Consider the following 26603-nt stretch of genomic DNA (forward strand, 5'->3'; position numbering starts at 1 on the left):
ATGCATTTTTGCAACATCGTTACTTATTTAATTGTTGAATTTACAGAAAATTAAAAACATAATCATGTGGCATGGTAGTTGCTTATTTTTGGATGACACATACGACTTTTACGAAGAAGCGAGGGGAGAGCATGACAACTCAACCGATCATTCGTGTAGAAAATGTCTCGTTTGCCTATCAGGTGAACCAAGATCAACAAATTCCTGTCCTGCAAAATGTCTCCCTCGAAGTGTTTCCTGGAGAGTACGTGGCCATCATTGGACATAATGGGTCCGGTAAGTCAACCCTGTCCAAGCATCTCAATGGCATTTTGACTCCTAAAGAAGGCGATGTGATCGTTAACGGAATCAACACGCGAGAAAAACAGCGGATTCATGAAGTGAGAAGTCGGGTGGGGATGGTTTTTCAGCACCCTGACAATCAGATTGTCGCGACCATTGTAGAGGACGATGTTGCCTTCGGATTAGAAAACATCGGTACATCTGCTGAAGAAATGAAAGAACGGGTTGATTTTGCCCTGGAGGCAGTGGGTATGAGTGCTTTTCGCCATCGACCGCCACATCATTTGTCAGGGGGACAAAAACAGCGGATTGCGATAGCGGGGATACTCGCTATGAAGCCGCAGTGCCTCGTCATGGATGAAGCGACGAGTATGCTGGACAGCTACGGCAGACAGGACATACTGGCAGTCGTTCGCAAGCTGCACCGCGAAGGGATGACGATCGTCACGGTGACGCATCACATGTCAGAGGTAGCAGAAGCAGATCGCGTCATCGTGATGGAGGGGGGGAAGATTGTACTTGCGGGCACTCCGCGTGAAGTGTTCTCTCATCAGGAGAGACTTCGCGAGCTGCATCTGGATGTGCCAGACGCGAGTCGGATTGCTCATCTCGTTCACTCCGAATATAGCGCATTTTCACCAGATCTCATCCACAATGAGGAAGTGGTGGCGGAGGTTAATCGTCTATACGTCAGACAAGCGGAGGCGAGTGGTTCATGACGCAACCGATCGTAAATGTGCAGAATCTTTCTCATGTCTACATGCAGGGAACGCCACTCGAACATCGTGCATTGGATCAGGTGAGCATTCAGGTGGAAGAGGGCGAATGCTTGGCGATCATCGGTCATACAGGCTCGGGAAAGTCGACCTTGATCCAGCATTTTAATGGCCTCATACGCCCACAGACTGGCACGGTCATCGTAAATGGAATGGATGTATCTTCACCCAAGATTGATATTCGTACGCTGCGCCGACAAGTAGGGCTAGTCTTTCAAAACCCGGAGGACCAACTGTTTGAAAAGCTGGTCGGCGATGATGTGGCCTACGGACCGTTTCGGATGGGGCTGCCGCTAGAGGAAGTAAGGCGACGTGTTCAATGGGCGATGGATCTGGTCGGACTCTCGTTTCAGGAGATGAAGGATCGTCCTACATTCGCCTTGAGTGGTGGACAGAAGCGCAAGGTGGCACTGGCCGGAGTTCTTTCCTTGCAGCCTAAGGTTCTTGTCCTTGATGAGCCGACGGCAGGGCTGGACCCACGCTCTCGCCTTGAACTATTGGATCGTATCCGTAGTCTCAATCGCGAAGAAAAACTAACGGTGATTTTTGTCTCGCACAATATGGAAGAGGTCGCGAAGCTCGCTGATCGCGTCTACGTCATGGCAAATGGCACATCCGTCTGTGAAGGTACACCGCGACAAATTTTTGGCAATCAGGAATTGCTGCGCCAGCATCACATCGGGACACCTGAATCGGTTGATATTTTATACAGACTGCGCGAACACGGCTACAGCATCGACCCAAGTGCTTATTTACCCGAAGAGACGGCGACTGAAATTTTGAAACTGATGAACCGCTAAGGAGGGGGTCCACATGTCAGCAGAATTTGAATTGACACGCAATATTACCATCGGTCAATATTTGCCCACTGCTTCTGTCGTTCATCGTCTCGATCCTCGCTTCAAGCTAGGTGCTTTCGTCATTCTCATCCTGGCAATTGCCATCTGCGATACATACGTAGGTAACCTGTTTGCTTTAGCGATTTGCATCTGGATGTTTCAAATCTCGAAGATTCCCCTGCATTACGGCATATCCGGGATCAAGCCTGCTGTTCCTTTTATCATTATTTTGGCAATCATGCAGCTGCTTTTTTACGGTGAGGTATTCAATGGCGGCACCGTCTATTTGAAGTACGGCTTCGTCACGATTACAAGTGAGAGTGTTCGGCTGGTCATCGTATCCGCCATGCGCTTTGTGGAAGTGATCTTCTTATCGAGTGTACTTACGCTGAGCACTTCGACGACTGAGCTCACGCATGGCATGGAGCGGCTGCTGGGACCCTTGGAAAAAGTGAAATTTCCGGTGCATGCATTTGCATTGATCATCACGATTGCGGTTCGCTTTGTGCCTACATTCGCGATGGAGATGGAAAAAATGATGAAAGCACAAGCATCCCGAGGCGCTGATTTCGGTACGGGCGAATGGTGGCGGATCGTACAGAGAACAAAAGACATGTTTCCCATCATCATTCCGCTGTTTAACGTGGCGCTTTCCAGAGCAGAGGATCTGATTTTGGCGATGGAAGCCAGATGCTACGTACCAGGAGCAGCACGGACCAAGTACACCCAGTACAAGGCTGTAGGCAAAGACTACGCAGCGCTGATTGTAAGCATTGTCATCTCTGCTGTCATGCTCGCCATACCATGGTAATGGGGAATAGCGGGAACTCGCCCACTTAGGGGATTCCACATAAATCTCGTCAAAGGAGGAGTATGCATGGAAAAAGGCTTGACCGTTCGCAAGATTGTCATTGCAGGCGTTCTGGGAGCGATAGCGATTTTGCTCGGGGTGACACGTCTCGGCTACATTCCAGTTCCGACCGCAGCGGGCAATGCCACCATTATGCACATCCCGGCAGTCATCGGGGGCATTATGGAGGGCTGGGGCGTTGGTATGATCATTGGTCTTATTTTTGGAGTCTCTTCTTTCTTAAATGCCACCGTCCCGTTGTTTAAAGATCCGCTTGTAGCCATCCTTCCAAGGCTATTCATTGGAGTGACGGCCTATTTGACCTATGTCGGGCTGAAAAACATCAACCAGTACTTGGCGATTGGCGCTGCTGGCTTTATCGGGGCGATGACGAACACGATTTTAGTATTGGGCATGGCAGTCATCCGTGGCTACATGACGCTCGGTGTTGCGACAACAGTTGCGATCACGAGTGGCTTACCAGAAGCAATTGTTTCTGTCATTGTTACATTGGCTGTCGTTGCAGCTTGGAAGAAATTGGGCTCAGCAGGCAGACAAAAATCGAAAATTTCAGGAGACTTATAATGACTGGAACGATTGTCGATGTACCCGGCGTTCTCGTCGGGCATGCACAAAACGAAGAAACGTTAACAGGCTGCAGCGTGATTATGCTTGAAAAGCCGTCTGTTTGCGGTGTGGATGTCCGGGGTTCTGCCCCGGGCACCCGCGAGACGGACCTATTGGACCCGGTCAATCTGGTCAGTGTCGTCCATGCGATTTGCCTTTCTGGCGGCAGCGCATACGGACTGGATGCGGCTACGGGTGTCATGCAGTATTTAGAGGAGAAAGGAATCGGGCTGGATGTCGGCTATGGAGTCGTTCCCATCGTGCCTGCGGCAGTCTTATTCGACTTGGCAGTAGGTGACTACCGTGTTCGTCCGGATCGGCAAATGGGCTATGAGGCAGCGCAGGCGGCGAGCCGTGAGACGGTTGCACAAGGAAATGTCGGTGCTGGTACAGGTGCGTCAGTAGGCAAGCTGAATGGATTTGGGAATGCCATGAAAAGTGGGTTGGGCACTGCTTCCATCACGCTGCCAAATGGGCTGATCATAGGCGCAATCGTCGCTGTTAATGCTGTCGGTCATGTCGTAGATCCACATTCAGGCACGATCCTCGCAGGGCCGAGAGATGAGCAGGGGAACATTCGAGATAGCATCGATATCATGCGCCAGCATGCTTTTTCACCAATCCCGCCGGGTACGAACACGACGATTGCGGTGGTCGCGAGCAATGCCCGTTTGTCCAAAGTGGAAGCAAAGAAGGTGGCACAAATGGCTCACGACGGGCTTGCCCGTACGATCCGGCCGATCCATACCATGTACGATGGAGATACGATCTTTGCAGTGGCGACAGGCGAGGTAGAGACAAGCGTGGATTTGGTCGGCGCGTTATCAGCAGATGTACTGGCAGAAGCAGTCATTCAGGCAGTGAAGCACGCAGAGGAAGCAGGGGGTCTGCCGTCACATCGCAGTTATAGCCAGAAATAGGTGTTACATAAATGGATGCAGAGGAGAGGATTGTCGGATGAATCAGGTGATATCCTTTGTTGACGAGCAGGAAGTTGTGCGCCTTACGCAGGAGCTAGTCAGAATCCCGAGTGTGTTTCGGCCCGAACAGGCCGGTGCGAATGAAGAGCGAGTGGCACTATTTGTCGCAGATTATTTACGCGATATGGGGTTGCAGGTCTTTTATGAGGAAGTCGTACCCGGTAGACCGAATGTCATCGCTTTTTACGATTCCGGCAGACCGGGCAAAACACTTTTGTTCGAAGCGCACACGGATGTTGTTACAGAAGGGGATCGTGAGGCATGGAGCTACGATCCTTTTGGGGGGACGATATCCGGTGGTCGCATCTACGGGCGTGGCTCCTGTGATACGAAAGGCAATCTGGCTGCCGCGATATGTGCTGTCAAAGCCATCCAACGATCCAAACAGACCTTTACAGGCAAGATCCTCCTGTGCATCCCTTGCGATGAGGAGAGCATGATGATTGGGATCAAAGATTTCATTCGTCGTGGCTGGGCGAACAACGTCGATGCTGCGATTATTTGCGAACCGGAAGAAAACCAGCTCTGCATCACGCAAAAAGGAGCCATGCGGGCGATTCTCCGTACGTTTGGCAAAATGGCGCATGGTGCTATGCCATTGACTGGAATCAATCCGAATACACGAATGGCACGGGCCATTGTGGCACTAGAGGAGCTGGAACGCAAGGAAATGGCTCGATTGGGGCAGCACCCGATGCTTGGTTGGCCGAGCATCACGCCGACGATAATGCAGGCACCTGTCAAAGGAGATGCCCAAATCAACGTCGTTCCCGATCAATGCATGACAACGCTCGATATTCGCACCGTACCGGGGCAAGACCATCAAGAGCTGTACAAAGAAATGAGTGCGATATTAGAAGTGTTAGGCAGAGAGGATGACAAGTTCAAGGCCACTCTGGAAGTGATCGAAGAGCGTCCTTGGACACTGACTGGCATGAATGAAGATGTAGTGACCTCTGTTGCGAGCGCCTATCGGGAAATTACGAAAAAAGAGCCCGTCTATAATGGCGTTCCAGGAGCGACAGATGGTACCTTCCTTCATAAGGCTGGCATTCCGATTCTGACGACAGGTGCTGGTGATCGCCATATCCCGCATCATGCAGATGAGTACGTGGATATTGACCAATTGGTGGAATCCACCCAGCTTTTTGCCTTGTCTGCATTGACGTTTTTGACGCAGCCAGTGCGAGCTTGATCACTTGTAAAAGAACTCTGCTTTTAGTTTGTGGCAGAGTCTTTTTCCTTTCGCAAAAAAGTTTTCTAGGTAAAAACTTGCAGTATCCATCTAAATTTTTTTACAATAGGTTTGTTACATAAGTAAAAAGGAGGCACGTGCCCATGGATATGCGCTGGAAATTGGACGTCTTGTATTCCTCGTTTGATGCGCCGGAATGGAAACAAGATTGGGAAAAGTTAGTACGTGAAATGGAAGAGATCAAAAGCTGGGCCGCGCAAAACTTGCAATCTCCTGAGGATGCAGTAGCCAAAATGGAGTCATACATAACCATGATGACCTCTGTCCTGCAAACACAATTCCGTTTGTATGCATACGGAGAACTGACTGCTAGTGTAGATGCCAAGAATGAAACAGCACTGCTCGCCATTGAAAAAGTACAAAATCAAGCGGTAGAACTGGTTGAACCAGGCGTACAATTCCAAAAGTGGTTAGGGACCCTCACCAATCTGGACGAATTGATTAGCCAATCTGAGCTGTTAGAGACACATCGTTTTATGTTGACAGAAATGTCAGATAAGAGCAAATACATGCTCAGTGAAAAAGAAGAAATTATTCTGGCAAAAATGAAAAATACAGGATCTAACGCATGGACAAAGCTTCATGAAATGCTTACCTCCACATTGCTTGTGGACATCACGATTGATGGAGAGAAAAAACAACTGCCATTGCCTGTCGTACGTAATATGGCGAACGAAAAAGACGCACAGCTTCGCAAAACAGCATACGAGGCAGAACTCGCCGCGTACACAAAAATCGAGGAGGCTGCAGCAGCCAGCTTGAACGGAATTAAAGGCGAGGTTATTACGGTAGCGAAGCTCAGAGGCTATGAATCACCGCTGGATAAGACGGTAAAAGACTCCCGCATGGACCGCGAGACACTCGAAGCCATGCTTCAAGCCATGCGTGAGAGCCTGCCAAACTTCCATAAATACTTCCGCACGAAGGCGAAGCTGCTCGGACATGAGAGCGCTCAGCTGCCATTCTACGATTTGTTCGCACCAGTTGGAGAGGCAGACATGCGGTTTACGTATGAGGAATCTCGTGATTTTATCGTGAAGCACTTTGGTAGCTTTAGCGAAAAGCTCGCGAACTATGCAGCGCGTGCTTACGACAATCAGTGGATCGATGCTGAAATTCGTGAGGGTAAGCGTGGGGGGGCATTCTGCTACAACCTGCACATCGTAGGGGAGAGCAGAATCATGTCCAACTACACAGGCAGCTATAGTGATGTGAGTACCATGGCGCATGAATTGGGACATGGGTATCATGGAGACTGTCTCGTTAACGAAGCGTTCTTGAATAGCGATTACCCAATGCCGATCGCTGAAACTGCGTCCATCTTGTGCGAAACCATCATTGCCAATGCAGCACTGGAACAAGCGACACCGGAAGAAGCATTTGCGATTCTGGAAAATGATATTAGTGGTGCCAGCCAGGTAATTGTCGATATTTATAGCCGTTACTTGTTCGAGACCGCAGTATTTGAGCGCAGAACAGAAGGTGGCCTTTCTGTTTCTACGCTGAAGGAACTGATGCTGCAAGCGCAAAAAGACGCTTACGGCGATGGCTTGGACCCATCGGTTCTGCACCCGTACATGTGGGTATGCAAACCACACTATTACAGCGCTGATTACAATTTCTACAACTTCCCTTATGCGTTTGGGCTCCTGTTCGCAAAGGGCTTGTATGCAGAATATCTCAAGCGCGGGGAAGCTTTTGTTGAGCAGTACGACAAGCTCTTATCCGTGACAGGCAAAATGAACGTCGCGGATGTAGCTGCCATCATGGATGTTGATGTGCGCTCAGTTGAATTCTGGCGTAATTCTCTTGCCTTGGTCGCGAAAGATATCGACAAATTCGTTGAGCTCTCGTCTGCTCGTTTGAACTAAACCGATATGGAAAACGTCCGCTTATATTGGCGGGCGTTTTTTTATTCATGAGCCGAACAACAAATAGGACCTTTTTTGTACGCATAGGGAACAAGGGGGAAGGAGAAAGTAAGAAAAAACAGATGAGGTGATAACGTGGTAAACGGATTGCAGTTACTCGACTTATTACGGGAGACGGAAAACAAGATGCTGCATTTACATAGAGCCATCGACAGAGTGAGCAGCGAACCTGATTTTAAGGAGTCTGTCAGTGTTCTTACCGTAGTCGTTCGTGACTACCAGCTTCAGCTCGACAAGATGAAACAGGCTCTAGGCAAGATCGAAATCGGTGGAAATCAACAAGGACAGCAGCAGGCTCATAATACGGAAATGCATTAAATAGCGAATGACAAACAGCCCTCAATCTGCTTCCCATTGCAGAAAGGGCTGTTCGCTTTGTTTGTTTAATGAATAGGCAGCCTTATTGGAAATTAGCGTAACGCTTGACTCCGTAAAACGGGTACAGCTTATGCATGTATTCCACCTTGCCATAGCGTACATCTTCACCATTCGCATGCACGATTGTTCCATTGCCCAAGTAAATTGCTACGTGGGACACTCGTCCTTTTCCAAGCGAATCGTAGAACAAAAGGTCACCAGGCTGTGCTTGATCCAGTGATATTTCTTCACCGCCACGGAATTGATCTTCAGAAGTGCGTGGAAGTGTAACCCCAAGCTGGTCAAAAACGTATGAAGTAAAGCCACTACAATCAAAGGCATTTGGTGAAGTGCCGCCTAAAACGTAAGGGGTACCCAGCAATGGCTCAAAAATTTCCGTCATTCGACCTAGATTCGCTGCATGTACCTCGCCAGGTAGCGAAACGGTAGAAGAGAGCTTTGGACTTAGAAACTCTGTTGCAACATATGCTTCACGATCTTCAAATTCAATTTTCGTCCATTCACTGCCAGTTTCTACGACTTCTACAAGTGAACCGAACTTGAGCTTGCCTAACACTTTCGAGTCAGTAGAAGGCTTTTTCCGGACATTCACCACGTCTCCTGTGACACGAGCTTTTTCGCCAGCCGTTATTTCTTCTGGGTCAGTGGTAGCGTTGTCATTCTGGTCGACAGCTACATCTGAAGAAACGTCAGTCGCAATAGAACCAGAAATGCTTGCACCATGAATAGACAAGGTTTGTCCAATCGACAATCTGTCGTCATTCAGTTGGTTCCATTGAATGATTTGATCCACCGATACCTGGTGCTCGCGAGCGATTTTGCTCAGCGTATCACCTGCTGAAACCACATACGCCGATGAGGAAGCATGGGCAGCAGTAGGCAGCAGAGTGAAGAGGGCGAGGAAGGTGAGTAGCCTCGAAGTCTTTTTCATATCATCGTCCACCAATCTACTAAATTCTGCATATCTAGCTAAAATTCTATCGGATTTACACTGGTAAATCTATGAAAAAATAATCTTTTACTATTTTTTTTCAAAACTATTGCATCTGGAGATAGAATCATGCTATATTACAGAAGTCGCCGCAAGATGGGGACAAAAAACATATGGAGCTGTGGTGAAGTTGGAGTTCACGCCGGTCTGTCACACCGGAGGTCGCGGGTTCGAGTCCCGTCAGCTCCGCCATTCTATTCCTAGAATGTGCGAATTACATAGTTTTTCGTAATGTGCCGGTATAGCTCAATTGGTAGAGCACCTGACTTGTAATCAGGGGGTTGTGGGTTCAAGTCCTATTGCCGGCACCATTTTTATGCGGTCGTGGCGGAATTGGCAGACGCGCTAGATTCAGGTTCTAGTGGTGGCAACACCGTGGAGGTTCAAGTCCTCTCGACCGCACCATAAAATTATTAGGGTTCGTAAAGTTGCTCTTGAAGCAGTTTGCGGACCTTTTTATATTTTTGTAAAGTAAAGTTTTTGATCAGAATGATGATGTTGGGGAAGTAAGGAGCTAAGCAAAGGAGAATTGTATGAAAGTATTTGGAATTGATCTATCAGTCCTGTTAATTGCTTTGATAACAGCATACATGGGCTACCAATTTAATTTCAGAGTTAAAAAGCGAGAAATATTTCTAAAAGAATTAAATACTAGCTACAGTGAAGTATATTTCCCTATGTTTGAATTACTTTCAGAAATAAACGATACAAAGGATAAGACTCGTAAATTACAATTAATAGACGCATTTTTTCTAGAATACTCAGGCATCAATTCTAAGATACGTTTTATCGGTTCTTCATTTATTTTGGACTATTTTTATAGCCTAAGAGTAACTTACATGAAATATAAAAACGAAAATAGTAGAACCAATGAGCGTGAGTTATTTGAAAAGCTAAGCGGTCTTTATATTATGATTGAAGAGGAATATTGGAATGCTCACGATATTATTTATGAAGATTACAAACAGTTCATAAGTGATTCTTTCAATAATCCTTTTTTTGTAATTTTATTTAATATACTTAGATTATTGTATCATTTGTCGGTATTCTTACTATGGTCAAGTTTACTATTACTTTACTTTACAATATACTACATCATCTTTCCCAATGAATGGGTTCCACAATGGTGGAGTATAAGCCATGCTTTACTTTTGTTAGCTTCATCTGCAGCGGTATTTGCTTTAATGCTGATGGTTAAGGAAATGGCAGTAAAGAAGAACAGAAGACCAAGTAGAGTGATAAAAAGTCTTAAAGAAAAAATAGTTGGAGTATTTCGCAGATAGAGTAGTTTAGTTGTTACTTGCTGAATATTTGTAACTGTTTTAACGGAGTGCTTTCGTTCACAGTTAGGTCAAAAATGGATGGAAAAACGGCACTGCCTATGCTACGCCGTTTTTTTAATTGAAAGGTGCATTATTACATGTAAACAAAAAGATATTCTCATTGAATCACCCTCCATTTTCCATTACAATCAAAATAATGATAATGAATCTCATTTTCACCGATTTTTTGATGATGCATAAACAATAATTGCATATGGTGGAGGGGTAGTAGTGGGAGCACAATTAGAATTATTTGATGTAACAATTATTGGCGGCGGTCCAGCAGGAATGTACGCTGCTTTTTATAGTGGAATGCGCGATATGAAAACGAAATTGATTGAAGCAAAAGCTGAGCTCGGCGGACGAATGCTGATTTATCCAGAAAAAATGATTTGGGATGTAGGCGGTGTACCGCCACAACTATGCGAAAAGCTGATTGCGAACCTGGTGGAGCAAGCAAAGACATTCGATCCCACAATTGTGCTGGGCGAGGCGATCGTCGGACTGGAGCCTCAAGAAGATGGAACCTACATACTCGTTGCCAAATCAGGAAGACGACATTGGACTCGTACGATCATCCTGGCATTGGGTCGAGGTATTTTGAAAATGGCGAAGCTCGAGATCGAAGGAGCGGAGCGTTATGAAGTGACAAACCTTCATTATACTGTGCAGGAATTGGAGCCGTTCCGTGGTAAGCACGTTCTCATCTCCGGCGGTGGGGACTCTGCTGTCGATTGGGCGAATGAGCTGGTGCCAATTGCTGCGTCCGTAACCGTTGTCCATCGTCGTGATGCATTCGGTGGACATGAGCGGAATGTGAAGCGGATGAAAGAGTCGTCTGCGGTAATCCGTACTCCGTCTGCTGTTACCCAATTGCAAAGCTCTGACAAAGAAACGATCGATAAAGTAACGATTCGGCATCTGGAGACGGACGAGACCGAGCAAATCGATGTCGATGCCATCATTGTGAATCATGGATTGAAGGCGGATTTCACTGGGATTAAAGAGTGGGGCTTGGACATGGATGAGTGGAACGTGTTTGTCAGTCCGCGCCTGGCAACGAATTTGCCGGGGATATTTGCTGCCGGAGATTTTGCGAGCTTTGACAGTAAAATTACGCTGATCGCAGGAGCATTCACAGATGCTGCTGTGGCCGTAAACAGTGCCAAATTACACATAGACCCTGTAGCAGATCGGATGGCCTACGTTTCTTCCCATAATCAGCGCTTTAAAGAAAAGAACAAAGCCCTCGGGGTTATGGAAGAGGATGACGAGTAGAATCGATGTAGCACAAAGCCCAACATTTGCAGGTTGATTGTCGCTCTTCCCATACGTTACAGTGTTAGTGGCAAGGTGTAAAAACATTGATAGGCTGTAGAAAAATGGGATTGCACTTCGATAAACAGATCAACAAATGTGGGAGTGGAAATAGAAATGCAGAAGGTTCGGTATTGGCCGATCAGGATCGCTTCAGTGGCTCTTGTGCTCTCACTCGGTGCGAACTATGTACCTGAGCGGGCATTTGCGTTGGAACTGAATGAGTTCACGACACCCGTGAAGCTGCAGGAAAAGTTTGTGGAGAAGATGGATCTTCAAGAGGAGGACGTCCTTGGCTTTTATTATTCGTCGATGAAAGACAGCACAGATGCACGCAAGCATAACATTAAGAAAGCATTGAGCAAGATTCATAACGAAAAAATCAAGCCGCAACAGGTCTTCTCCTTCAATGAGGTAGTGGGCAATTCGAATGTAGCAGAGGATGGTTGGCAAAAGGCTGGAGTCATCCAGAACGGTCAGCTGATTGACGATTATGGAGGCGGAATTTGTCAGGTTTCCAGCACGCTCTATAATGCTGCTGCTGGCGCAGGCATGACCATGGTGGAACGTCATAACCACAGTAAATCAGTAGGTTACGTGCCAGTTGGTCAAGATGCTACGGTTGCTTATGGCTATATGGATTTTAAATTTACCAATCTGTATGATTTTCCCGTGAAAATCAAAGCAAAATCATACGATGATGAACATGTTGTGATTACAATCATACGTGCGTAGCTTTACTGGATAATAAGGGGGGCATCCTATGGATGAACCCTGTTTTTTTCGGTATCTTGACAGGTAAAAAATGGATGTTGAAGATGGAAATGGTTTTGAGTCATGCATTCCTGACCATACTGTTTTAGAGGGAGGTGCCGTGATGTTCGTTCAGGTGACAGGTGATTCACACAATCAAGAGGTTCTCGTCATGGGAGAACGGTTAGAGCGTCAGCAGGATGGTTACTATCTTTTGCCTGGGAGACTCGTTCACGCATTGAAGCCTAATGATTTGCCGTTAGGAATTCCATTCAAGCTCTCGGGCGCGCTTCCCTCGGGTTACGGGTTTTATCGGGAGGACTCCGTTATTTTTCGCCGAACGAATGATACGTCCTCACTGTGGATTGATGTAACTTCTACATATAAGGTTGCTGAATGGGATGGCTTGTTTTCGGTTGAAGCTACGGTTGAAGCAAGAAAGCATGTGGTCGAACAACAGCAGCAGTTTGCCTTTGTCCTCTGTGAAACGACAGAGCATCAAGTGATATTCCACTACGAGTTCTCATGGAGCTCTGAACAAGAAATGGATCTGGAGTGTGCTCTGGAATCCATTTGTGATACCGTGTTCGAAGTAGAAGCACGTGGAAACGCGCGTCTTTGGCCTGGCTATGGAAATTGCATGGAGGATTACTGACAAGACAAGCTTTTAGTCGCAGATCAGCCATGATATAGTGGAAAAAAGAGACAGCCACCAAAGGAGAGGACAAAATGGAGTCGGTCAAAAACATTTATTGTGTGGGACGCAATTATCGATTGCATGCAGCGGAATTGGGGAACGATGTACCTACTACACCAATGATTTTTGATAAACCATCGCATGCGCTTGCTCTAGCAACGGGCGATGCCATTGATCTGCCGGGTTCTCGCGGAGAGCTTCATTATGAAGCTGAGCTCGTCATTCACATCGCGAGACCGTATGAGGCTGGAGTTACGCTAGACGAGATGATTGACAAGATTGCGCTCGGGATCGACTTTACTTTGCGGGATGTTCAGAGTGAGCTGAAGAAAGCGGGGCATCCATGGTTGTTGGCAAAAGGGTTTAAAAATTCAGCTATTTTAACGTCATTCCATCCTTTTCCGGGAACCGGGGAGCTGTACCAAACGGATTTCTCCTTACTGAAAAATGGGGAGCAAGTACAGCGCGGCAATTTGCGTGATGTTATTTTTGATTTGCCGACTCTTATTGCATTTATTTCCGAGCATGTAGGATTGGATAAAGGGGATATCATCTACACGGGAACGCCAGCAGGTGTTGGACCCGTATCAGATGGTGATGTCCTGACTCTCAAGTGGGGAGAAGAGACTTGGGGGCAATTTACAGCCAGAATGAAATAAGAACGAAAACGAACCATCTTCTGACAGGATCGAGCAGAAGATGGTTTTTTCTTTCTGAGTGATTTCATTCCGTTCCGTTGGTGATCAGTTTGTGATGGTGAATGCTCATGCAAACAGCTTGATGGGGAGTAAAGTGAAAGAGGTTTCGATTTCTGAAAAATGGAAGGATAGACTCGGACAGGAGAATCTACGATCCTGCTCCTGCCGATCTCTGACGACGAAGCCACTATAATAGGGAGCATAACCTTCACTAGAGAAGAATAACGAACCATTTCTTAGGCTATTTCAGCTCGAAATAGCCTATTTTTGCGTAAAAAACCATAATTGATACCGTTTTGTAACCTTTGTGGTTCCATGGAACTAAGAAGTAGCAACCGCCTACTTTACACCTTGTTTTCTGACTAGTCCCATGCTACCAATTCCACTATTGGAAAATTTTACGGTCTTATCCTCCGGTTTCCTTCTGCGATATTCTTTGCATGTACCCAAGACGGGTGCCACAACATGACAAGGAGGAAAAGAAAGTGACGAAACGAGATTGGGTAATGAAGTCAACAGTAGCAGTCATGCTGAGTACGTCCCTGTTAATGGGTGGCCAAGTTGAAGCAGCGGCCGCTAAGACACAAGATTCAAAACAGTCAGAGGTTGCAAATATTGCTACTTCACTTATTGGAAAGGACTATGAGTATAAAGCAAAGGGACCGAAGCAATTCGGATCTGCGGAGCTGGCTACGTATACTTACAAACAAGTAGGGATTTCCATAGGAAGTACGATCTCAAGCCTGTACAAGACCGGAAAGAAAGTATCTGAGAACAGCGTGGAGCCAGGAGATTTGGTGTTCTTCTCATCCAAGGGGAGCGGCAGCCCAACTTTTATGGGCATATACATAGGCAGTGATCAATTCGTCTACTCTTCGCAGGGGGAAGACGAGGTCGTTTTAAAAACATATTCGGAGTTTAGTGACAAATTCGTGGGTGCTCGTCGCATTATTGAGGAGACCGATTCCTCTGAGAATAAGCCTAGCAAACCAGAACCGCCGGCAAGCGACATTGCCAGCCAAGTGATCAAGAATGGGGAAAAGTATTTGGGCACGAAGTACAAATACGGCTCCAGCAGCAGCACGACCAAAACGTTCGACTGCTCTTCCTTTACACAGCGTGTATTTAAAGAAGCGGGCATTACTTTGCCGCGCGATTCCCGCCAGCAGTCTACAGTAGGGAAAACCGTTTCCAAGAATAGTCTGCAAAAAGGTGATCTGATTTTCATGAAGGCATCTGTCAACACTTCTTCAGATCGGATTACACACGTAGCTATTTATGCGGGTGATGGAAAAATTTTGCATACGTATGGCAGCCCTGGCGTGACGTACTCCAAGTACTATGGAACAAACTGGGAGAAGCGTGTCGTAAAAGTCAAGCGTGTTATTTAATCAGACAAGCTCTAAATGGTTTACTCAGCTCTCGTGCATTCGCATGGGAGCTTTTTTTGTATGATGTTTGTGTATGTTTAGACGTTTGTTCTCTCGGATCGTTACGCGTCAATTATTGCCAATGGTTCTTTCGATGAAAAATAGAAAAGAGAATTATGTTGTAATATTTTGAATTATACATATAATAAAAACTGAGAGGTGATTCAGGTGTCAGAAAACACTCCTCCTACCCCTGTTTTGACAAAAAAAGGGCAGGAAACCCGCAAGAAAATACTGGATGCCGCAGAGCATGTGTTTGGCGAGCTGGGCTATTATGATGCGTCCATTGTCTTGATTACCCAGCATGCACAAGTGTCCCAAGGTACGTTTTACAATTATTTTGAGTCGAAGAAGGCCATTTATGACGAATTGATCAGGCAGCTTAGCAGAGAGCTTCGCTCGACGATCAAAGAGGCGATTATCGGAGCACCTACGCAAGAAGAGAATTTGCGCCTGGGATTTCTGGCCTTTTTTCGCTGGATCAAGCATCATCGCAACATGTACAGCATCATTCAACAGGCTGCACTCGTCGATCAGGAGCTGTATCGCTGGTATTACGCCAAACTGGCAGCGGGGTACGTCCGAAGCCTGAAGACCGCCATGAACGAAGGTGCATTTCGAGAGATGGACCATGAGACACTGGCCTACTGTCTCATGTCGATCGGGCAATTCATCGGGATGCGCTGGGTGTACTGGGAAAACGAAGACGTACCGGAAGAGGTGCTAGATACGGCCATGTCGATGATTATGAAGGGGATTGCAGCTAAGTCGTAACCGATCCATTTAATATAGGCAAAGGAGTAGAGGACATGCACGGAATTGCTTATTGGATTGAAAAGCGAGCCCGAATCACTCCAACGCGTATCGCAGTAATCGCCCAGGATCAAACGCTCACTTATCAGCAAATGAATGAGCAGATCCAATATCTTGCCAGTTATTTACGACATGAGCTACAGGTCAAAAAAGGGGATCGAATCGGCATTTTGTCCCAAAACACCTTGGAGTATGTGCTTCTGCTGTTTGCCATCGCCAAGCTTGGGGCAATTGCCGTCCCCTTCAATATCCGATTAACTCCTGCAGAATTAGACTATCAGTTTCAGGACAGCGGTATCCGGGTGTTATGTGCCCAGCCTGAATTCAGAGCCACCATAGAGGCGATCCATGCGATCCAGGGGAAGACAAGTATTGAGCATATGATCTGGCTTGAGTCGGGAGAACTTTCTTGGAGCCATACTGGATCACGCGAATCATCCCATTACAGTGAGATTGCTGCTGATGAAGGTAGTGGAGATGATCCTTACATTATTTGCTATACGTCAGGAACCACAGGAAAGCCTAAGGGAGCGGTTCTCACGCAGGAAAATATGTTTTGGAACTCTGTACATAATGTAGCCGCGCTCGACCTCACCTCAGAAGACTGCTCCATCGTCTTATTACCACTCTTTCATATCGGGGGAATTGGCCTGTTCGCCTTCCCAACGTGGCTTGCTGGCGGTCGTGTCGTTATCGCCGGGAAGTTTGACCCTGACAAAGCATTACAACTCATCGAAGCACACCAAGTCACCATCGTCATGGGTGTGCCCGCCATCCATGAAGCCATTCGTCAAAGTCCCTTGTTTGCTACCACATCATTCGATTCTGTCCGTTGGTTTTACAACGGCGGCGCTCCATGCCCCATGGAACTCATCCAGCATTTTCAGGAGCGAGGCCTCCCTTTTGGACAAGGATACGGCCTAACAGAAACATCCCCCACCGTGTTTATGATTACGAAGGAAGATGCAGTAAGAAAAGCCGGCTCGATCGGCAAGCCTGTCATGTTTTGTGATGTCCGTCTGATTTCAGATGACGGAAAAGACGTGGATCAGGGCGATATCGGAGAGCTGCTCGTAAAAGGCCCGAATGTCATGAAGGAATACTGGAGACTACCAGAGGAAACAGCCAGAACCATCCGGGATGGGTGGTTGTACACAGGTGACTTGGCACGCTTTGATGAGGAAGGCTTCGCCTATATCGTAGGCAGGCGCAAAGACATGATCATTTCTGGCGGGGAGAACATTTATCCGTTGGAGCTAGAACAGGTTATCAGCGAGCTAGATGATGTACAGGAAGCCGCAGTCGTCGGTGTACCTGATGAAAAGTGGGGAGAAGTCGCGAAGGCATTTATCGTGCCCAAATCAGGTGCGGTCATCACGGTAGGACAAATAATGGCGCATTGTGAGCAAAGACTGGCGAAGTACAAAATCCCGAAGTCATTCGTGTTTCTGACTGAGCTGCCACGGAATGCAACCGGAAAAATCGTCAAGCAAGCACTGACCAATTCCATTACGCAATGAGGTGAATCGCATGGGGAGATTTGCAATAGGTGAGCAAGCATCTTTTAGTAGAACGATTACAGAAACGGATATCGTGATGTTTGCAGGAATGAGTGGGGATTACAATCCGGTTCACATCGATCAACAGTACGCGAAAGACACGAGGTTTGGCCAGCGCATTTCACACGGACTGTTGACAGCGAGCATGCTGTCCAGATTGCTCGGGATGCAGCTGCCTGGCATCGGTTCTATTTACAAGGACCAGTCCATTCAGTTTACCGCTCCGGTATTGATTGGAGACACGATCACCGCGACCGCCACAGTGCTGGAGTATCAGGAAGAGCGGGGGATCATCCGTTTGCTGACGGAATGTACGAACCAGCATGGAAAAGTAGTTCTGACCGGAACAGCCACGATGCTCGTACCGAAGGAAGGAGCAAAAGTATGAATCATCTCGAAGCAGATATGATCCATGATCAAAATATCGGAGTGGAGGCAACGTCCGTTTTTTTTCCCGAGGGAGTAGAAACAGCAGAGCTGCTGGCAGAAAAAACAGGCATACCCACGCATGTTATTATCGAAAAATTCGGTTTATATAAAAAGCATGTTGCGGATGACACTCTTCATGCATCAGACCTCGCTGTGCTCGCTGCACAACAGCTGACGGACTCGATTATCGATCCATCCGAGATCGACGTCATTATTTACTTCGGAAGTCCGCACAAAGATTACTATGTATGGTCCAGCGCACCGAAGATTACATACGAGTTGAAAGCGACAAACGCATACGGGTTCGAAATGATGAATGTCAGCTCGTGCTTTCCGATCGCCCTGAAGGTCGCCAAAGATATGCTGACGGCTGATACATCCATTGAAAACATCTTGCTGGTTGCAGGCTGCAAAGAATCACAAATCGTCGATTACGACAATCCACGCTCACGGTTCATGTTTAACTTTGCAGATGGTGGAACAGCGGCTCTCGTAAAACGAGGTGCGAAGAAGAGCAGAATTCTCCATAGCTGCGTCATTACCGACGGCTCTTTTCACGATGATGTAAGAGTCCCTGCTGGCGGGTCAAAGCTGCGTCCCAGTCTTGAAACGGTGGAAAGCAGACTCCACTACATTGATGTGCCGAATCCGAGCGATATGAAAGAGCGACTTGATCCCATCTCTATCCCGAACTTTGTCCATGTGGTAGAGCAGGCATTGGCAAAAAGCAATCGTTCCTTGCGTGATCTGAAGCTGCTGCTTCCGCTGCATACAAAACGTTCGATGTTCTTGGAGTTATTGGAGCGTCTACAGCTAAGCGAAGAGCAGGCCGTATATCTCGATCAGTACGGTCATTTGTCCGCACTCGATCCTTGTATCGGTCTGCATGTTGCGCAACAAGAAGGGCGTCTTGCGCCAGGTGATATTGTGGTAGCTGTCAGTGCTGGAACCGGATATACGTGGGCTGCGACTGTACTGGAATGGTTAGCTGAATCGCAATGAACATTTTGATTTTCGAGGAGGAACTGGCGTGAAAAGAAGAGGATGGAAAATGTTGCTGCCACTCGCGATGTCTGTGGTGCTTGCTGTTGGTTGCAGCCAAAATGAAAGCGCTTCATCCGGAGGTGGTAATACGATCAAGGTAGGCGTACTCGCTTCGCTAACCGGACCTTTGGAGAGCTACGGTAAGCAAACCGTAAGAGGCTTTGAGCTAGGACTCGATTACGCGACAGAGGGCAAGCGAGAGATCGCTGGCAAAAAAATCGAGTTTGTCGTAGAAGATACGGAGACGAAGCCGGATGTCGCCGTCCAAAAAGCGACGAAGCTTCTGGAAACAGACAAGGTAGATTTTCTCGTAGGCTCCTCTAGCTCAGGTGATACGCTGGCCGTCCTTCCGCTTGCAGAAGAGTACAAAAAAATCATGGTCGTAGAACCGGCTGTAGCAGATAGTATCACAGGGAAAAACTGGAACAAATATATTTTCCGAACAGGTCGTAATTCTTCGCAGGACGCAGTAGCTGGGGCCGCGGCGATCGCTTCCAAAGGAACGAAGATCGCGACGATGGCCCAAGACAGCGCCTACGGCCGAGAAGGAATCGAAGCCTTTAAGACCGCGGCAGAAAAATTAGGGGCTGTCATTATCGAAGAGCAATACGTGGACACGAACACGACTGATTTCACTGCCAACATCCAAAAAATCATCAGCGCCAAACCCGAATATGTGTTCATCACGTGGGCAGGCGCGAATTCCCCGTGGAAACAGCTTCAAGATATGCAGGTACAGCAAAAGGGCATCAAGGTGTCTACGGGAGCGCCTGATATCGCCGCTTTGAAAACGATGGAGGCGATGATCGGGATGGAAGGCTTCTCGGTGTACTACCATTCCCTCCCCAAAACAAAAATGAACGACTGGCTCATCGATGAGCACAAAAAGCGTTTTAACGGGGAGATTCCGGACTTATTTACGGCTGGCGGGATGACAGCAGCAGTAGCGATCGTGGAAGCACTGAAAAAGACGAACGCCGATACGGATTCGGATAAGCTGATTGCTACGATGGAAGGCATGACCTTTGATACGCCGAAGGGCACGATGCAATTCCGGGCGGAGGATCATCAAGCCTTGCAGACGCTGTACGCGATCAAGCTGGAGAAAAAAGACGGAGTCGATCATCCCGTTCCTGTCCTCGTCCGGGAGATGACGATAGAAGAAACAGCACCGCCGGTCAGAAACCAGAAGTAGAGGAGGTGCATCATGAGTTACTTGCTGGAAACGGTTGATCTCAGTGTTGCATTCGGAGAGCAAACAGTCATAAACAAGGTGTCTCTTTGTATACCGAAGCAGCGATTTACTTCCATTATTGGACCGAATGGAGCCGGAAAGACGACCTTGTTTAACTTGTTAAGCGGCCAGCTCACACCTTCCCAAGGAACGATCAAGTACAAGGGGCAAGATATTACACACTTGCCCCCAGCAGCACGAACGAGATTGGGTATTGGCCGATCGTTTCAATTGACGAACTTATTTCCCAAGCTGACAGTGCGGGAAAATATTCGATTAGCGGTGCAAGCGGCACAGGGCGTTCGGTTTCGTCTATGGATTTCCCAGGCAGATCAGATGCGACAGGCAGAGGAAGTCGAGCGATTGCTGCACCTGGTATTGCTAGCGAAAAAGGCAGATGTTCTGGCGAGCCATTTGGCGCACGGGGAGAAGCGAAAGCTGGAGCTGGCCATGCTCATTGGACTTAGGCCAGATGTCCTTTTGCTAGATGAACCAACGGCGGGGATTTCATTGGAAGAAGTGCCTGCTGTACTGAAGGTGATCGAATCGATTAAAGAAACCAATACGTGCACGATCATTTTAATCGAACACAAGATGGACATGGTCAAATTCTTATCGGATCATATGGTCGTCTTGTTTCATGGAGAGCTACTGGCTGAGGGGACGCCTGCGGACATGATGCGAAATGAACAGGTGCAGTCTGCCTACTTGGGAGGGTTGTATAAACATGATGCTGCAACTTGATCATATTGAAACGTACCTCGACCAGTTTCACATTTTGCAGGGCGTCTCGCTTTCCGTGCAGCAAGGTAGTATCACCGTGCTGTTTGGACGAAACGGGGCTGGCAAAACGACGACGCTTCGTTCCATCATGGGGCTTGCTCCGATCAGTCATGGTCAGATTCGCTACCAAGGAGAAGAAATTGGTCATCTGCCAACGTACTCCATCGCGCGCAAAGGCATTGGTTATGTACCAGAAAATCAAGGGATTTTTCATGATTTTACGGTCGAAGAGACGTTTCGCCTTGCTATGCAAAAAAATGACGACGCTCAAAAAGAAAAGCTCACCTGGATGCTGGAGCTATTCCCTGATCTGCGCCATTACTGGAAAAAGAAAAGTGGACACTTAAGTGGCGGTCAAAAGCAAATGCTTGCCATTGCAAGAGCGTACGTGAACAGCAACGGACTTTTATTAATTGATGAGCCAAGCAAGGGATTGGCCCCCATCATGGTAGAAAAGCTCATGTTCCACATCGAATCGATGAAGGAGAAGACGACAGTGCTTTTAGTTGAGCAAAACTTCATGATGGCGAGCATGATTGGCGAGCAGTATTACTTAATGGATGAAGGGAAAATCGTCCGCGGTGGCGCGATGCAGGAGTTGAAGGATGATGCAGATACGCGACAAAAATACTTGGGCATTGCCTGAGTGTATAAAAGGGAGGGGGCAGCTGAAGTGGATGTCGCGATTAATTTACTCGTAAATGGGCTGGCGACAGGCATGCTCATTTTTTTGCTCGCTTCCGGGCTTACCTTGATCTTTGGGTTAATGAGCGTGTTGAACTTTGCCCATGGTGGATTGTTCGCCTGGGGAGCTTTCGCTGGCGTATGGCTATTCGGATTGACGGATAGCTTTCTTCTGGCCATCGTAGGTGCCGTCGTCATCGGGATGCTGCTTGGTTTCGTGTTAGAACGCGTGTTGATCCGTCCCGTGTATGGCGATCATATTCAGCAGCTGTTAGTCACATTGGGCGGGATGCTTGTGATTAGTGAACTGCTCAAGGTGTTCTGGAGCCCCAATCCCATACGGGCCATCTTGCCTGATTATTTGCAAGGAAGCATCGAGTTCGGGGACATTATCTTAATCACGTATCGCTTGTTTGTCATTGCGGTGGGTGTACTCGTGTATATCGGCTTGCATCTGTTGCTGACCAGAACAAGACTTGGCTTGATCGTCCGAGCGGGTGTCATCGATAAGGAAATGGTGCAGGCACTCGGCGTTAATATTAAACAAGTGTTTACTTTCGTCTTTTTGCTGGGTGCTGGCATGGCTGCGCTCGGAGGGAGCTTGCTAGCACCGTATTCCGGCGTTATTTTTGCGGAAATGGGCATGCAGTATGCGATTCTGGCATTTATCGTCGTCATTGTCGGAGGGATGGGGAGCGTCCAAGGATCGATTGTCGCTGCGCTTTTAGTCGGGGTACTTGGCTCGTTTATGGCTTACTTCGTTCCAGAGCTTTCACTGGCAGTGAACATGCTGCTGATGCTGGCAGTACTGCTTATCAAACCATCCGGCCTGTTTGGAGCGAAGGGGTGATCATGAGTTGACTACGACTGGATTGTTGAACCATCGTTTTATCCTGTTTGTCTTTTTGTCCTTGGCTGTTTTGCCGTTTCTCTCAGATTCCCGGAGTATGTACATCCTGTTTACTCAAATCTTTATTTTTGCGATTTTTGCCATGAGCTTTGATTTGTTGCTCGGCTACACGGGGATCGTCTCGTTCGGACACTGTATGTTTTTCGGGATTGGTGCCTACTCTGTTTCCTTATTCCTGAAAAACTTTGATGCGACTATTAGCTATTTCTTGCTGGGCGTACTCGTTGCCATCGTGCTCTCGGGCATTCTCAGTTACGTGATCGGAATGCTGTCCTTACGATTGAAAAGCCATTTTTATGCGATGCTGACCTTGGCCATCTCCCAGCTGCTATTCGTATTGGCTGAAAAATGGCGTACGTTGACGATGGGGGGAGACGGCTTTACTTTCCCAGTGCCGGAGCTGTTTCGTGATCGTTTGTCCTTTTATTATGTATGCCTGATTCTTATGGTCATGCTGTTCGTAATTTTGCGTGCGTTTACGCTGTCTCCACTTGGTAAAGTATTGAAAGCGATCGGTCAGAATGAACAACGCGCGGAAGCGTTAGGCTATCAAATTCTCCATTATAAGGTGATTGTCAGCATTGTAGCGGGAGTAGTTGCAGCGATTAGTGGAGGCTTGTACGCGGTCATGCTGCGATTCGTGAACACACAAGTGTTTTCGATTGAAACGACGCTGGATGCGCTGTTAATGAGCATGATTGGTGGGTTGGGTACACTTTTCGGATCGATTTTGGGCTCGGGAATCGTGGAGCTGGCACATCACGGACTGACTGAGTTGGCGAAGCTTCACCCCATATTCGAAAGATGGGTCATTTTCCTTGGTTTGCTCTATATCTTGGTTGTGCTCTGCTTTCCGAGCGGAATTGTCGGCAGCTATCAAGAGTGGAGAGAAAAGAGAAGGCAGCGCACTGTGCAGGCTAGTACTATTACGGAGCAAGTAGAGTGATAGTATGGAAGAAGGGAGGTCAACCAGCTCAAAAGGTTGGCCTTTTTTCGTCCCATAATGATCGAAAGAAAAAGGTGAAAATTATAGTGATGTCGAATAATTATTCATCAATCTTTGAAAAGGTAGGGATGTACGATGGAAGTAAACATTCCAATGAATTATAACTTCGCTGCCCAGGTGGACGAATGGGCGAGAAAACATCCGGAGAGACGAGCTGTTTGGGAGTTAGATGAACAAGATCAGGAACATATCCTTACGTATGAAGATTTGCGTCAATATTCGAACAAAATAGCGAATGGTTTGGGGTCCATCGGAATCGAGCATGGCGATCGGGTACTCGTCCTGGTTTCCCGAGGGACATTGGCATATGGTCTCTATTTGGCATTGATGAAGCTGGGGGCAGTGATTTTGCCAGGATCAGAGATGCTTCGTTCCAAAGATATTGAGTACCGGATCAATCATGCAAAAGTCAAGGCTGTGATCAGCTTCACAGGTGCCATGCATGAGGTAGAGCTGGCAAGAGAAAACTGTTCTACACTACAGCATTACATCACGACGGGTGAAGAGAAAGAAGGGTGGATATCACTTGAGGGGTTGCTCCAAGGGCAGATCACAGAATTTGAGGTCGTGAACACGAAGTCAGATGAGCTGGCTTTCCTGTCCTACACTTCCGGGACGACAGGTGGACCAAAAGGTGTTATGCACGTTCATGGCTGGCCTTTTGCGCATTTGGCAGTGGCAGCTACACAGTGGCTGGACGTTCGCGAAGGTGATGTGGTTTGGGCGACGGCGGGGCCTGGTTGGGCTAAGTGGATTTGGAGTCCGTTTGTCTCGACATTAGGGCTGGGAGCTACCGCGTTTGTTTATAAAGGAAAGTTTTCTGCCGAGAATTATTTGACGATTCTGCAAAATTATCCAGTTTCCGTCTTGTGTGCCACTCCGACCGAATACAGAATCATGGCAAAAGTAACGGATCTGGAACAATACAAGCTGGCTGCCTTGCGCTCCGCTTGTTCGGCCGGAGAGCCGCTTAATCGGGAAGTGATTGATACGTTCCGCCGTGTATTCCAGTTGACCGTACGCGATGGTTACGGACAGACGGAGAACACGTTGCTCGTTGGGACCTTTGTTGGTATGGAGCCAAGACCAGGTTCCATGGGCAAGCCCTCGCCAGTTGTGCGGATCGCCATTATTGACGAAGAGGGCGTGGAGCTGCCTGTTGGCAAAGTGGGCGACATTGCCATTGATCGCCATATGGTTGCGTTGTTCAAGGGCTATCTGGATGATCCAGGGCGAACTGCCCGAGCGTTTCGTGGCGATTGGTACGTGACGGGGGATCAGGGCCGTATGGACGAAGATGGCTACATCTGGTTCGAAGGGCGATCTGACGACATTATCATCTCAGGTGGATACACGATTGGTCCATTTGAGGTCGAGGATGCGCTGGTGAAGCACGCGGCAGTAGCGGAATGTGCGGCGGTTGCGAGTCCTGATCCGGAGCGTGGTCATGTGGTAAAAGCCTTTGTCATCCTGAAAAAAGGAAACGAGCCATCCGATGAGCTGATCGTGGAATTACAGAATCATGTCAAGCAATTAACCGCTCCGTATAAATACCCGCGCAAAATCGAATTTGTACAAGAACTGCCGAAGACAACCTCCGGTAAAATCAGACGGATCGAGCTGCGGCAGCAGGAGGCACAGCAAAATCAGCATTCATAATGGTTTGTCTTACGAAATTGTAAGATTGCTGTAAGTGGATTCGATGGGAGGAAATGCGCGCATCCCCTACAATGTGAGTAGAAGCAAGGCAAGGGGGAATGCAGCATGAACCACCTTCCAATCCCATTAGGAAGAAACGCCGACTTGTATGAAGCGGCGAGCATGCCCAAGAGCATCAAGAAATTCGAGATTCATTGGAAAAAACGACTGCGTATCAGTTTTCTCATGATCATGATGGTAGCTATCCTGGCGCCGATGGTGTTGGTATGGACCGGGAATATTTGGATAGATGAAAAGAAGCTGGCCGCTGTACAGCAATCCAGTAGCTATGTAAAGCTGGACGAAATGCCTGACCATGTATGGAAGGCGTTCGTCGCGATCGAGGATCATCGGTTTATGCAGCATCCAGGAGTGGACCCGATTGGATTGAGTCGAGCGATCTGGGTGGATATCAGAGAAGGTGCCTACGTGCAGGGCGGAAGTACAATCACCATGCAGCTGGCGCGCAACCTGTTTCTGACGAACGACAAAACGATGACCAGAAAAGTGAAGGAAATCGCGATCGCTTTGCAATTGGAACAGCGATACAGCAAAAAAGAACTGCTGGAAATGTACCTCAATGTCATTTATTTCGGGCACGGAAAGTACGGGATTGGGCAAGCTGTTCCCTTTTACTTCGGAAAAAAAGCAACAGAAACAGGTGATCGAGCGGTAACACTGGGAGAAGCGGCAATGCTGGCTTCTTTACCGAAAGCACCAGAGCGTTACTCACCGGTAAAGAACTGGGACCGAGCCAAACAACGGCAAGCGGTTGTACTGAACCGGATGAATGAGTTGGATGTGATCGATCAAAGCGAAGTTACATCGGCAAAGAACGAGCAAATATCCGTTGTTCCTCCTGCCAAACGCGCAGCAAAATAATGAAAGCAATGGAATCCCCTGTCTGGATGGCAGGGGATATTTTCTATGGAATCAGCAACTTCCTGTGCACTCACCCATCCATACAATCGGGCATAAAATGCGGTGAGGAACTACAGGAAGGAGACCAAAATCGTCATGAGTTCGTATCTTTTTCAGGAACAGGCCCAACAAGCCTCGAGTACTCCCTCTATGCACACCATGATTGACCCCTATTTGTATCAGACCCTGCAAAGTGTCATCCAGCGTGAAGTTGCCATTCAAACAACCCAGGGAAATATCCGCGGAAACGTAGTCGATGTGCTACCTGATCATGTGGTCTTGGAAACGGGTGGTTCTACGTTTTTTGTACGCATACAGCAGATCGTCTGGGTCATGCCGTTTTAAACTGGTATGAAACAACCCTTCGCCCACATAAAACAGTACAGGTAGATGCAA

At 47.7% G+C, this 26603-nt stretch carries 27 protein-coding genes and 3 tRNA genes; 29 read left to right on the plus strand and 1 reads right to left on the minus strand.

The genetic code is table 11. From position 1 onward, the window contains the following. The first annotated feature begins 131 nt into the window (after positions 1 to 131). From AB1L17_RS13220 to AB1L17_RS13255, 8 genes are all read left to right on the plus strand, one after another. On the plus strand, positions 132 to 1001 hold the full coding sequence (locus AB1L17_RS13220; protein ID WP_412845301.1) for an energy-coupling factor transporter ATPase: 870 nt from the start codon (positions 132 to 134) through the stop codon (positions 999 to 1001). Then, positions 998 to 1858 (plus strand): energy-coupling factor transporter ATPase, encoded by an 861-nt coding sequence (locus tag AB1L17_RS13225; protein WP_412845302.1) that lies wholly within the window; start codon positions 998 to 1000, stop codon positions 1856 to 1858. The genes AB1L17_RS13220 and AB1L17_RS13225 overlap by 4 nt, the downstream gene beginning before the upstream one ends. Positions 1859 to 1871: 13 nt before the next feature. Continuing rightward, positions 1872 to 2708: an energy-coupling factor transporter transmembrane component T family protein gene (locus AB1L17_RS13230; RefSeq protein ID WP_412845303.1), complete on the plus strand. Its 837-nt coding sequence runs from the start codon at positions 1872 to 1874 to the stop codon at positions 2706 to 2708. A gap of 66 nt (positions 2709 to 2774) precedes the next feature. Continuing rightward, positions 2775 to 3332, plus strand: a complete 558-nt coding sequence (locus AB1L17_RS13235) for an ECF transporter S component (protein ID WP_047069080.1) — start codon at positions 2775 to 2777, stop codon at positions 3330 to 3332. Further along, complete coding sequence (locus AB1L17_RS13240) at positions 3332 to 4294, plus strand: P1 family peptidase (RefSeq protein ID WP_412845304.1); 963 nt, start codon at positions 3332 to 3334, stop codon at positions 4292 to 4294. Before AB1L17_RS13235 ends, AB1L17_RS13240 begins: the two co-directional genes overlap by 1 nt. A gap of 37 nt (positions 4295 to 4331) precedes the next feature. Further along, entirely contained in the window at positions 4332 to 5549 is a 1218-nt protein-coding gene (locus tag AB1L17_RS13245) for a M20 family metallopeptidase (protein ID WP_412845305.1), read from the plus strand. A gap of 143 nt (positions 5550 to 5692) precedes the next feature. Continuing rightward, positions 5693 to 7480: a M3 family oligoendopeptidase gene (locus AB1L17_RS13250; protein WP_412845306.1), complete on the plus strand. Its 1788-nt coding sequence runs from the start codon at positions 5693 to 5695 to the stop codon at positions 7478 to 7480. A gap of 135 nt (positions 7481 to 7615) precedes the next feature. Next, positions 7616 to 7858 carry a hypothetical protein gene (locus AB1L17_RS13255; RefSeq protein WP_412845307.1) on the plus strand — a complete coding sequence of 81 codons (243 nt, stop codon included), beginning with the start codon at positions 7616 to 7618 and terminating at the stop codon, positions 7856 to 7858. 82 nt (positions 7859 to 7940) lie between these two features. Here AB1L17_RS13255 and AB1L17_RS13260 read toward each other — a convergent pair whose 3' ends face one another. Further along, positions 7941 to 8849, minus strand: coding sequence for a C40 family peptidase (locus AB1L17_RS13260; protein ID WP_412845308.1), 909 nt, complete (start codon positions 8847 to 8849; stop codon positions 7941 to 7943). A gap of 175 nt (positions 8850 to 9024) precedes the next feature. Here AB1L17_RS13260 and AB1L17_RS13265 point away from each other — a divergent pair. The 21 genes from AB1L17_RS13265 to AB1L17_RS13365 all read left to right on the plus strand — a co-directional run bounded on the left by AB1L17_RS13265 (position 9025) and on the right by AB1L17_RS13365 (position 26552). Beyond that, a tRNA-Asp gene (locus AB1L17_RS13265) sits at positions 9025 to 9101 on the plus strand. Positions 9102 to 9144: 43 nt separating this feature from the next. Beyond that, positions 9145 to 9220 (plus strand) — tRNA-Thr (locus AB1L17_RS13270). Between the two features lie 7 nt (positions 9221 to 9227). Continuing rightward, positions 9228 to 9314: transfer RNA gene (locus AB1L17_RS13275), tRNA-Leu, on the plus strand. Between the two features lie 128 nt (positions 9315 to 9442). Further along, positions 9443 to 10192 carry a hypothetical protein gene (locus AB1L17_RS13280; protein WP_412845309.1) on the plus strand — a complete coding sequence of 250 codons (750 nt, stop codon included), beginning with the start codon at positions 9443 to 9445 and terminating at the stop codon, positions 10190 to 10192. 270 nt (positions 10193 to 10462) lie between these two features. Continuing rightward, positions 10463 to 11509 carry an NAD(P)/FAD-dependent oxidoreductase gene (locus AB1L17_RS13285; RefSeq protein ID WP_412845310.1) on the plus strand — a complete coding sequence of 349 codons (1047 nt, stop codon included), beginning with the start codon at positions 10463 to 10465 and terminating at the stop codon, positions 11507 to 11509. Positions 11510 to 11665: 156 nt separating this feature from the next. Further along, positions 11666 to 12283, plus strand: a complete 618-nt coding sequence (locus tag AB1L17_RS13290; protein ID WP_412845311.1) for a VanW family protein — start codon at positions 11666 to 11668, stop codon at positions 12281 to 12283. Positions 12284 to 12425: 142 nt separating this feature from the next. Further along, positions 12426 to 12956 carry a hypothetical protein gene (locus AB1L17_RS13295; protein WP_412845312.1) on the plus strand — a complete coding sequence of 177 codons (531 nt, stop codon included), beginning with the start codon at positions 12426 to 12428 and terminating at the stop codon, positions 12954 to 12956. 74 nt (positions 12957 to 13030) lie between these two features. Beyond that, positions 13031 to 13657, plus strand: a complete 627-nt coding sequence (locus AB1L17_RS13300) for a fumarylacetoacetate hydrolase family protein (protein ID WP_412845313.1) — start codon at positions 13031 to 13033, stop codon at positions 13655 to 13657. Positions 13658 to 14181: 524 nt separating this feature from the next. Further along, positions 14182 to 15087: a C40 family peptidase gene (locus AB1L17_RS13305; RefSeq protein ID WP_412845314.1), complete on the plus strand. Its 906-nt coding sequence runs from the start codon at positions 14182 to 14184 to the stop codon at positions 15085 to 15087. A gap of 207 nt (positions 15088 to 15294) precedes the next feature. Further along, positions 15295 to 15900 carry a TetR/AcrR family transcriptional regulator gene (locus AB1L17_RS13310; protein WP_412845315.1) on the plus strand — a complete coding sequence of 202 codons (606 nt, stop codon included), beginning with the start codon at positions 15295 to 15297 and terminating at the stop codon, positions 15898 to 15900. Positions 15901 to 15935: 35 nt separating this feature from the next. Then, a complete protein-coding gene (locus tag AB1L17_RS13315; RefSeq protein ID WP_412845317.1) occupies positions 15936 to 17459 on the plus strand; it encodes an o-succinylbenzoate--CoA ligase in 1524 nt (507 codons plus the stop codon). 10 nt (positions 17460 to 17469) lie between these two features. Further along, positions 17470 to 17886, plus strand: a complete 417-nt coding sequence (locus AB1L17_RS13320) for a MaoC family dehydratase (RefSeq protein WP_412845318.1) — start codon at positions 17470 to 17472, stop codon at positions 17884 to 17886. Next, positions 17883 to 18929, plus strand: a complete 1047-nt coding sequence (locus AB1L17_RS13325; RefSeq protein WP_412845319.1) for a 3-oxoacyl-ACP synthase — start codon at positions 17883 to 17885, stop codon at positions 18927 to 18929. The genes AB1L17_RS13320 and AB1L17_RS13325 overlap by 4 nt, the downstream gene beginning before the upstream one ends. A gap of 67 nt (positions 18930 to 18996) precedes the next feature. After that, complete coding sequence (locus AB1L17_RS13330; RefSeq protein ID WP_412845368.1) at positions 18997 to 20166, plus strand: substrate-binding domain-containing protein; 1170 nt, start codon at positions 18997 to 18999, stop codon at positions 20164 to 20166. Between the two features lie 12 nt (positions 20167 to 20178). Then, positions 20179 to 20949: an ABC transporter ATP-binding protein gene (locus tag AB1L17_RS13335; protein ID WP_412845320.1), complete on the plus strand. Its 771-nt coding sequence runs from the start codon at positions 20179 to 20181 to the stop codon at positions 20947 to 20949. Then, positions 20933 to 21634: an ABC transporter ATP-binding protein gene (locus AB1L17_RS13340; protein WP_412845321.1), complete on the plus strand. Its 702-nt coding sequence runs from the start codon at positions 20933 to 20935 to the stop codon at positions 21632 to 21634. The genes AB1L17_RS13335 and AB1L17_RS13340 overlap by 17 nt, the downstream gene beginning before the upstream one ends. A 27-nt stretch (positions 21635 to 21661) precedes the next feature. Beyond that, the gene (locus AB1L17_RS13345) at positions 21662 to 22522 is read left to right on the plus strand and encodes a branched-chain amino acid ABC transporter permease (RefSeq protein WP_412845322.1); all 861 of its coding nucleotides are present in this window, start codon (positions 21662 to 21664) and stop codon (positions 22520 to 22522) included. 97 nt (positions 22523 to 22619) lie between these two features. Continuing rightward, positions 22620 to 23528: a branched-chain amino acid ABC transporter permease gene (locus AB1L17_RS13350; RefSeq protein ID WP_412845369.1), complete on the plus strand. Its 909-nt coding sequence runs from the start codon at positions 22620 to 22622 to the stop codon at positions 23526 to 23528. Positions 23529 to 23663: 135 nt separating this feature from the next. Further along, entirely contained in the window at positions 23664 to 25247 is a 1584-nt protein-coding gene (locus tag AB1L17_RS13355) for an acyl--CoA ligase (protein ID WP_412845323.1), read from the plus strand. A 105-nt stretch (positions 25248 to 25352) separates the two neighbouring features. Beyond that, a complete protein-coding gene (locus AB1L17_RS13360; protein WP_412845324.1) occupies positions 25353 to 26168 on the plus strand; it encodes a transglycosylase domain-containing protein in 816 nt (271 codons plus the stop codon). A 135-nt stretch (positions 26169 to 26303) separates the two neighbouring features. Continuing rightward, a complete protein-coding gene (locus AB1L17_RS13365) occupies positions 26304 to 26552 on the plus strand; it encodes a YuzF family protein (protein ID WP_412845325.1) in 249 nt (82 codons plus the stop codon). Positions 26553 to 26603 lie beyond the last annotated feature (51 nt).

The sequence above is a fragment of the Brevibacillus jepli genome, from assembly GCF_047229145.1.
Classification (GTDB): domain Bacteria; phylum Bacillota; class Bacilli; order Brevibacillales; family Brevibacillaceae; genus Brevibacillus.

Coding starts and splice junctions, on each gene's coding strand:
- AB1L17_RS13315 (WP_412845317.1), top strand. CDS start 15,936: ATGCACGGAATTGCTTATTGGATTGAAAAGCGAGCCCGAATCACTCCA.
- AB1L17_RS13355 (WP_412845323.1), top strand. CDS start 23,664: ATGGAAGTAAACATTCCAATGAATTATAACTTCGCTGCCCAGGTGGAC.
- AB1L17_RS13235 (WP_047069080.1), top strand. CDS start 2,775: ATGGAAAAAGGCTTGACCGTTCGCAAGATTGTCATTGCAGGCGTTCTG.
- AB1L17_RS13280 (WP_412845309.1), top strand. CDS start 9,443: ATGAAAGTATTTGGAATTGATCTATCAGTCCTGTTAATTGCTTTGATA.
- AB1L17_RS13260 (WP_412845308.1), bottom strand. CDS start 8,849: ATGAAAAAGACTTCGAGGCTACTCACCTTCCTCGCCCTCTTCACTCTG.
- AB1L17_RS13350 (WP_412845369.1), top strand. CDS start 22,620: ATGTACATCCTGTTTACTCAAATCTTTATTTTTGCGATTTTTGCCATG.
- AB1L17_RS13240 (WP_412845304.1), top strand. CDS start 3,332: ATGACTGGAACGATTGTCGATGTACCCGGCGTTCTCGTCGGGCATGCA.
- AB1L17_RS13325 (WP_412845319.1), top strand. CDS start 17,883: ATGAATCATCTCGAAGCAGATATGATCCATGATCAAAATATCGGAGTG.
- AB1L17_RS13360 (WP_412845324.1), top strand. CDS start 25,353: ATGAACCACCTTCCAATCCCATTAGGAAGAAACGCCGACTTGTATGAA.
- AB1L17_RS13365 (WP_412845325.1), top strand. CDS start 26,304: ATGAGTTCGTATCTTTTTCAGGAACAGGCCCAACAAGCCTCGAGTACT.
- AB1L17_RS13295 (WP_412845312.1), top strand. CDS start 12,426: ATGTTCGTTCAGGTGACAGGTGATTCACACAATCAAGAGGTTCTCGTC.
- AB1L17_RS13245 (WP_412845305.1), top strand. CDS start 4,332: ATGAATCAGGTGATATCCTTTGTTGACGAGCAGGAAGTTGTGCGCCTT.
- AB1L17_RS13220 (WP_412845301.1), top strand. CDS start 132: ATGACAACTCAACCGATCATTCGTGTAGAAAATGTCTCGTTTGCCTAT.
- AB1L17_RS13320 (WP_412845318.1), top strand. CDS start 17,470: ATGGGGAGATTTGCAATAGGTGAGCAAGCATCTTTTAGTAGAACGATT.
- AB1L17_RS13335 (WP_412845320.1), top strand. CDS start 20,179: ATGAGTTACTTGCTGGAAACGGTTGATCTCAGTGTTGCATTCGGAGAG.
- AB1L17_RS13250 (WP_412845306.1), top strand. CDS start 5,693: ATGGATATGCGCTGGAAATTGGACGTCTTGTATTCCTCGTTTGATGCG.
- AB1L17_RS13225 (WP_412845302.1), top strand. CDS start 998: ATGACGCAACCGATCGTAAATGTGCAGAATCTTTCTCATGTCTACATG.
- AB1L17_RS13330 (WP_412845368.1), top strand. CDS start 18,997: ATGTCTGTGGTGCTTGCTGTTGGTTGCAGCCAAAATGAAAGCGCTTCA.
- AB1L17_RS13230 (WP_412845303.1), top strand. CDS start 1,872: ATGTCAGCAGAATTTGAATTGACACGCAATATTACCATCGGTCAATAT.
- AB1L17_RS13300 (WP_412845313.1), top strand. CDS start 13,031: ATGGAGTCGGTCAAAAACATTTATTGTGTGGGACGCAATTATCGATTG.
- AB1L17_RS13290 (WP_412845311.1), top strand. CDS start 11,666: ATGCAGAAGGTTCGGTATTGGCCGATCAGGATCGCTTCAGTGGCTCTT.
- AB1L17_RS13340 (WP_412845321.1), top strand. CDS start 20,933: ATGATGCTGCAACTTGATCATATTGAAACGTACCTCGACCAGTTTCAC.